This is a genomic window from Massilia sp. UYP34, assembly GCF_056279385.1.
Map to the genome: position 1 here is coordinate 161993 of NZ_JBWBRF010000009.1, position 7596 is coordinate 169588.

The 7596-nt window shown below is 65.8% G+C and carries 6 protein-coding genes; 3 read left to right on the forward strand and 3 right to left on the reverse strand.

All coding sequences use genetic code 11. The annotated features are described in order from the left end of the window. Positions 1 to 43 precede the first annotated feature (43 nt). The 3 genes from rsgA to ACZ9AQ_RS15750 are packed head-to-tail and all read right to left on the reverse strand — an operon-like array spanning position 44 to position 2534. Positions 44 to 946: a ribosome small subunit-dependent GTPase A gene (gene rsgA, locus ACZ9AQ_RS15740; RefSeq protein ID WP_429204438.1), complete on the reverse strand. Its 903-nt coding sequence runs from the start codon at positions 944 to 946 to the stop codon at positions 44 to 46. After that, complete coding sequence (locus ACZ9AQ_RS15745; protein ID WP_429204439.1) at positions 943 to 1275, reverse strand: 4a-hydroxytetrahydrobiopterin dehydratase; 333 nt, start codon at positions 1273 to 1275, stop codon at positions 943 to 945. The genes rsgA and ACZ9AQ_RS15745 overlap by 4 nt, the downstream gene beginning before the upstream one ends. Then, positions 1272 to 2534, reverse strand: coding sequence for a M48 family metallopeptidase (locus ACZ9AQ_RS15750; RefSeq protein WP_429204441.1), 1263 nt, complete (start codon positions 2532 to 2534; stop codon positions 1272 to 1274). Before ACZ9AQ_RS15750 ends, ACZ9AQ_RS15745 begins: the two co-directional genes overlap by 4 nt. A 98-nt stretch (positions 2535 to 2632) precedes the next feature. On the opposite strand from ACZ9AQ_RS15750, the gene orn reads away from it, so the two are divergent. From orn to ACZ9AQ_RS15765, 3 genes are read left to right on the forward strand one after another with little or no spacing between them, the layout of a single operon-like run. Next, on the forward strand, positions 2633 to 3217 hold the full coding sequence (gene orn / locus ACZ9AQ_RS15755; protein ID WP_429204443.1) for an oligoribonuclease: 585 nt from the start codon (positions 2633 to 2635) through the stop codon (positions 3215 to 3217). 60 nt (positions 3218 to 3277) lie between these two features. Continuing rightward, positions 3278 to 5782 carry a hybrid sensor histidine kinase/response regulator gene (locus ACZ9AQ_RS15760; protein WP_429204444.1) on the forward strand — a complete coding sequence of 835 codons (2505 nt, stop codon included), beginning with the start codon at positions 3278 to 3280 and terminating at the stop codon, positions 5780 to 5782. A gap of 49 nt (positions 5783 to 5831) precedes the next feature. After that, a complete protein-coding gene (locus ACZ9AQ_RS15765; protein ID WP_429204445.1) occupies positions 5832 to 6902 on the forward strand; it encodes a glycoside hydrolase family 43 protein in 1071 nt (356 codons plus the stop codon). Positions 6903 to 7596 lie beyond the last annotated feature (694 nt).

The window sequence follows — 7596 nt, forward strand, 5'->3', positions numbered from 1 at the left end:
TTTGATGTGTCGGGACCGCCGCCATGAATCAATCAGTGCTTTCCTAGTACAAGGTTTGCGAGGATTCGTGCAACAGCTGCGCATACAGCGCGTGGCGCATGCGCGCGATCTTGCCATCGGCGACCGCGTCCAGCACGGCGCACTGCGGTTCGGCCAAGTGGCGGCAGTTGTAGTACTTGCAGCCGCCCAGGTAGGGCTTGAACTCGACGAAGGCGCGTTCCAGCATGCCTTCCGTCAGGTGGTACAGGCCGAATTCCTGGAAGCCCGGCGAATCGATGATCGTGGACGTTTTGCCACCCGCGCCGGACAGCCGGTACAGGCGGGTGAAGGTCGTGGTGTGCTTGCCGGTGTCGAGGGCGGCCGAGATCTCGCGCACCGCGATGTCGGCGTCCGGCACCAGAAGGTTGATCATCGACGACTTGCCCATGCCGGATTGGCCGATGAAGATCGACGAGTGGCCTTCGAGCAGCGGGGCCAGGGTCGCCACGGTCTGTTCGGGCTGCCCGGTGGCCGACACCTCGTGCACCGGATAACCCAGCGCGGCGTACGGCGCGACCCGTTCGCGCGCGCGCGGCAGCAGGTCTTCGACGTCGGTCTTGTTCAGGATGAGGTGGGCCTCGATGCCGGCCGCCTCGCAGGCGACCAGCGCGCGCGACACCAGGTCGTCGGTGAAGCCCGGCTCGGTGGCGACGACGATGAACAGGCGCGAGATGTTCGCCGCCAGCAGCTTCGATTTGTACTGGTCGGAGCGATAGAGCAGGGTGGTGCGGTCGGCGATCCGTTCGATCACGGCCTGGTCGTTCGAAGTCCGCTTGAGGTGCACCACGTCGCCCACGGCGACGTTGGTCTTCTTGCCGCGCGTGACGCATTGCAGCTTTTCGCCGTCCACGTCGGCCAGGTAGTGACGGCCGTGGGCCGCGATGATGATTCCGGTCAGTTCGCTCATGCGCCAGTCATTCCAGGGTAAAGCGCATTCACTTTCGCGGCGCAGATAAAATCGTTTTCAGTCAGGGCGCCGCCGGCGGAGTGGGTGCTCCAGGCGACGCGGCAGGTCGCATAGCCGACCGTCATTTCCGGATGGTGGTCCTGCGACTCGGCGACCTGCGCCACCGCGTTCACGAAGGCGATGGTGGCGCGGTAGTCCGGCAGGCGGAATTCGCGCCACAGGATGCCGTCGGCCGCGCTCCAGCCGGGTACGTCGGCAAGCAGGGCCTGGATCGCCAGCGGATCGAGCGCTGTCGCGCGGCGGACGCAGTTGCGATGCTCGAGCTTCATGCGCCCGCCAGCGTCAGGTGTTTCACGCGCACCGAGGCCGGCGGATGCGAATCGTAGAAGGCCGAGTGCAGCGGGTCCGGGGTGAGCGTGGAGGCGTTGTCCTCGTACATCTTGACCAGGGCCGATACCAGGTCGCGGTAGTCGGTGTGCTGCGCGGCGAAGGCGTCGGCCTCGAACTCGTGCTTGCGCGAAGTGATCGACGACAGCGGCGCCAGCGGGAAGGTGAACACCGGCAGCACCAGCATGAAAAGCACCAGGGCCATGCCGTCGTTCGAAGCGTTCATGAAGGGCAGCACGCCCAGGCCGGTATAGAACCAGGCCTGGCCTTTCAGGTAGCCGAGCAGGGCCAGGAAGGCCAGCGACATGGCGAACATCACGGCGACCCGCTTGACGATGTGGCGCAGCTTGAAGTGGCCCAGCTCGTGCGCCAGCACGGCCTCGATCTCCTGCGGCTCGAGGCGCGACAGCAGGGTGTCGAAGAACACGATGCGCTTGGCGCGGCCGAAGCCCGAGAAATAGGCGTTGCCGTGGGCGCTGCGCTTGCTGCCATCCATCACGAACAGGCCGCGCGAGGCGAAGCCGACGCGCGCCATCAAGCCCTCGATGCGCTGCTTGAGGCTGGCGTCTTCGAGCGGGGTGAACTTGTTGAACATCGGCGCGATCACGCTCGGGTAGATCGCGATCATGAGCAACTGGAACCCGCTCCACACCAGCCAGGTGTACAGCCACCACAGGTCGCCCGACTTTTCCATCAGCGTGAGCACCACCCACAGCAGCGGCAGGCCGATGACGGCGCCCATGATCGTGCTCTTGACCAGGTCGGTGAACCACAGGCCGGGCGTCATCTTGTTGAAGCCGAAGCGCTGCTCCAGCACGAACTGGCGGTACCAGTCCAGCGGCAGGTCGAGCAGGCCGGAGATGACGCCGAAGGCCACCACCAGCGCCAGCTGGTGCCACAGGCCCGGCCCCAGCAGCGGCAGCAGCGCCAGCGACAGCAGCTGCAGGCCGCCCAGCAGGGTGAAGCCGATCAGGACCGCGCCGCCCCACAGCATGCCGATGAGGCCGAGCCGGGTCTTGGCGACGGTATAGTCGGCCGCTTTCTGGTGCGCCGCCAGCGGCACCTTTGGCGCAAACTCGGCCGGCACGCTGGCGCGGTGGCGCGCGATGTGCCGGATGTGGCGCGCGGCCAGCCAGGTGCGCAGCACCATGGTCAGCACGAAAAAAACGACGAACAAAAGCGAAAACCCGAATGAGGACATTCTGTGCCTGTGAGAAAATGCAGGATTAAGCGTGAAACGATGCGTGAAAACTAAGCGTGAACCACCTGAGTGAAACAAGTCTAGGCAAAGAGAGAATTATGTCACAAGCTACACCAACCACCGAGTCCGCCGCGGTGCCGCGTCAAAACGATTTCAACCTGGTCTGGGTCGACATGGAAATGACTGGCCTGGATCCGGACAACGACCGCATCATCGAAGTGGCGGTGGTCGTCACCGACCCCGAGCTGAACATCATCGCCGAAGGCCCGGTGTTCGCCATCCACCAGTCGGACGCGACGCTGGACAAGATGGACAACTGGAACAAGGGCACCCACGGCAAGTCGGGCCTGATCGACCGTGTGAAAGCCTCGACCGTCAGCGAAGCCCAGGCCGAGCAGGAACTGATCGCCTTCCTCAAGCAATACGTTGCGTCGAATAAATCGCCGATGTGCGGCAACTCGATCTGCCAGGACCGCCGCTTCATGGCGCGCGGCATGCCGAAGCTCGAAGCCTTCTTCCACTACCGTAATCTGGACGTGTCGACCCTGAAGGAACTGTGCCGCCGCTGGAAGCCGGAAGTCGCTACCGGCTTCAAGAAGCACCAGAAGCATACGGCGCTGGCCGACATCACCGAGTCGATCGAAGAACTGCGCTATTACCGCGAGCATTTCATTCAGAAATAGCCCGGCAAAAGCAGAAAAAACTGCACGGTATTGACAAGCAGGTATGCGACAATTGGCGGTATGGTTCCGCTCCCGCATCCCGCTTTTTCGAGTGACGGCCAGGTGGCGGCGCGCATGCGCGGCCACGACTGGCGGACGTCCAGCCTCGGCCCTCCCGAGGGCTGGCCACCGTCGCTGCGCACGGCGGTGGACATGATGCTGCATTCGTCCTTCCCGATGTTCATCGCGTGGGGTCCGCAGTTCGCCTTCCTGTTCAACGACGCCTACATCCCCATCCTGGGCGGGCGCTACCCGTGCTCGCCCGGCCTGCCGTTCGCCGAGGTGTGGCCCGAAGCCTGGCCCGAGCTGGGGCCGCTGGCCGAGCGCACGGTGGCGGGCGAGGCGGTGTTCTTCGAAGACCTCGAGCTGAGCCTTCTGCGCAACGGCTATCCCGAGCGCGCCTGGTTCACCTTCTCGTATGCCCCGCTGGTCGATGCGGCCGGCCAGGTCGGCGGCCTGTTCTGCACCTGCATGGAAACCACCGGCCGCGTGCTGGCCGAACGGCGCGCCGCCTTCCAGCTCAGGGTGTCCGATGCGCTGGGCCCGATCGAGGATCCGGGCGAGGTGATCGCCACGGCCAGCGCCTTGCTCGGGGTGGAGCTCGGCGCGGCGCGCGTGCTGTATGCCGAGATCGATCCGCTCAGCGGCCGCCTGGACGTGCCGCGCCTGTGGTCCCAGGACGGCGCCGCCCCGGCCGCAATGCGTTCGCCGCTGCACGACTTCGGTCCGGCGGTGGTGGACGAGTTGCGCAGCGGCGCCGTGGTGCAGATCCACGATGCGGCCAACGACCCGCGCGCGCAAGCCCTGCGCGCCGCCTGGAAGGGCGAGCGGATCGGCGCCATGCTGGTGGTGCCGCTGGTGAAAGCCGGCCGCCTGATCGCCTGCCTGGGCGTCGATGCGCCGACGCCGCGCTCCTGGACCTGCCACGACGTCCAGCTCGCGCGCGACGTGGCCGAGCGCACCTGGGGCGCGGCCGAGACCGCGCGCGCGCAGGCGCTGCTGCGCGAAGAACGCGACCGCAGCCGCGACATCTTCGACAACATCTCCGAAGGCTTCGCCCTGTTCGACCGCAACTGGATCGTGCAGCGCATGAACGCCGAGGGCCTGCGCATCTGCGCCGTCACGCGCGAGGAGGTGATCGGCCGCAACCACTGGGACGTGTTCACCGCCATGGCCGACAGCGAGGCCGGCCGCATGTACCACCGCGTGATGGACACGCGCCGCGCCGGCGCCGCCGAGGAGTGCCGCGTGTTCCCCGACGGGCGCCGCATCTGGACCGACATCCGCGCCTATCCGACCCAGGACGGCGGTATCGCCACCTTCTTCCGCGATATCACCGACCGCAAGCTGGCCGAAGAAAAGCTGATGGAAGCCGACCGCCGCAAGGACGAATTCCTGGCCATGCTGGCGCACGAGTTGAGGAACCCCTTGGCGCCGATCAGCGCCGCCGCCGAGCTGCTGCGGCTGGGCAATATGGACGAGCGCCGGGTACACCAGAGCAGCACCATCATCGGACGCCAGGTGCGCCACATGACGCGCCTGGTGGACGACCTGCTCGACGTGTCGCGCGTCACGCGCGGCCTGATCACCCTGGGCCAGGCGCGGGTGGCGGCGCGCACCGTGGTCGAAGAAGCGGTGGAGCAGGTGCGGCCGGCGATCGATGCGCGCTCGCAGCAGCTCGGCGTGCGCCTGCCGCCGGAACACGCCGCGGTGCGCGGCGACAAGGCGCGCCTGGTGCAGGTGGTGGCCAATGTGCTGGGCAACGCCGCCAAGTACACGCCCTCGGGGCGCGGCATCGACCTGCGCGCCGAGGTGCTGGGCACGCGCCTGGTGCTGAGCGTGCGCGACGAGGGCATCGGCATGGACCGCGAACTCACCGGCCGCGTGTTCGACCTGTTCACCCAGGCCGAGCGCTCGTCCGATCGTTCCCAGGGCGGCCTGGGCCTGGGGCTGGCCCTGGTCAAGCACCTGGTCGAGCTGCACGGCGGCACGGTGGGCTGTTCCAGCCCGGGCCTGGGTAAAGGCAGCACCTTCGTGATCAGCCTGCCGCTGCTGCACGAAGAAGACGCGCCGGCGCCCGCGCCGGGCGCCGCCCGTCCGGCCGGCGCCGCGCCCTTGCGCATCCTGGTGGTGGACGACAATATCGATGCCGCCGAGACGCTGGGCCTGCTGCTGTCGACCCAGAGCCATGAGGTGGCGATCGAGTACGCCTCGCTGCCGGCGCTCGAGCGCGCACGCGGCATGCGGCCGGACGCCTGCCTGCTCGACATCGGCCTGCCCGACATGGACGGGCGCGAACTGGCGCGCCGCCTGAAAGCCGACCCGGCGACCGCGGGCGCCACCCTGATCGCCGTCACCGGCTACGGCCAGCAGCAGGACCGCGACGCCGCGCTGGCTGCCGGCTTTGCGCATCACCTGGTCAAGCCGGTCAATGTCGATGTGCTGCTGGGCGTCCTGGATGGCGTGCGGGGCGAAGCAGGGGCAACGCAGGAGCAGAACAAGCAGGCCAACGTCGCTCCCGCGTAGGCGGGAGCCCAAGGCGGTCGCGCCGCCGAAAAACCAACAAGGAGACCAGATGAAAGAAAAACCGCTCTTCATCGCTAAAACGTTCGCACTCGCCTTGCTCAGCAGCGCCGGCCTGTCCCTGCAGGCCGCCAACCCGATCGTCCCCGGCTGGTACGCCGACCCCGAAATCCGGATCTACGGCAACAAGTACTGGATCTACCCCACCTATTCGGACCACTACGGCGCCCCGCGCACCTCGCGCGCCTTCACCCCGGAGCAGGAGCGGATGCGCGCCAGGTTCGACCTGATCTGGGAACCCTACCTGAAGCAGACCTTCCTCGACGCCTTCTCGTCGACCGACCTGGTCAACTGGACCAGGCATACCCAGGTGCTCGACGTCGAGAACGTCGCGTGGGCGGCATATGCCGTGTGGGCGCCGTCCGCCATCGCGCACAACGGCAAGTACTACCTGTTCTTCGGCGCCAACGACATCAAGGCCAACGGCCAGCCGGGCGGCATCGGCGTGGCGGTCAGCGACCGTCCCGAAGGGCCGTTCAAGGATGCGCTGGGCCGCCCGCTGATCGACAAGATCCACAACGGCGCCCAGCCGATCGACCAGATGGTGTTCAAGGACGACGACGGCCAGATATATATGTATTACGGCGGCTGGAAGCACGCCAACGTGGTCAAGCTGGCGCCAGACCTGCTGAGCGTGGTGCCGTTCCCGGACGGGACCACCTACAAGGAGATCACGCCCGACCCGGCGTATGTGGAGGGTTCGTTCATGGTCAAGCGCAATGGCGTGTACTACTTCATGTGGTCGGAAGGCGGGTGGACGGGACCGGACTATCGCGTCGCCTATGCGATGAGCAAGTCGCCGTTCGGCCCGTTCAAGCGCATCGGCACCATCTTGCAGCAGGACACGACCATCGCCAAAGGGGCGGGGCATCATTCGGTGGCCAATATTCCCGGCACCGACGACTGGGTAATCGTCTACCACCGCCGGCCACTGAACGACAACGATGGACATCATCGCGAGATGGCCATCGAGCATTTGTACTTCAATGCGGACGGTACGATCAAGCCGGTGGTCATGACCACGGAGGGTGTGGCGCCGCGGCCGATGTCGACCGGCGGCTGAGGGTGGCGAGCGGCTGACGAGGCTGCTCGATGCTGCTGCAGGAAATGAGAAGGCAGCCGGGCAACGGCGTCAGTCTGGCCGAGAACATAGTGAGCAAGGGATTTGTTCTGCCGCTTCCGGCCAAGGCCGGTCATTCAACTATGGAGCTGGAATGGCGTTGTTATTGCATGAGGTTTGGGAAGAGCTGGATGAGAATGGGCAAGCGCTTGAAGGGTTATGCTTGGCTGGGCCGGACGGAGACGCTTTCAGAGCGACACTTGGCGAAAGGGCTCGCCTGGTCGCGACGTTCGAGGCTGCATCCCATATCGAAGCGATGACGAAATACTATTCGATGTACGGCCGTGGAGAGTATGCGACGACACACTCGTCCGACTACCATCCGTATCCCGACGCATGGCGGGTACGTCAAAAGGCTTGGCTGTCCAGGTGCTAGTTCACCCCAACAATCCTATCGTTCCCAATCGCTTGCTTTTGGTTGCGGCGCGCCTGCCTGTCACCGGCATGCTTGTATTGTGGTGTCGATTCGCGACCATGCGTTTCCACGGCATTGTCGCCGTCCGACTCGCGTCACCAATCGCGCAGACGCTACGCCCGCGTTCTGAACCGCCCCGGCTTTCGTGGAGGCCGGTTAGTGTGAGTCAGGCCGGGATAGCCTGACTGCTCAACTGCTTGTAATAGTTTGCCTCAGCTTCGG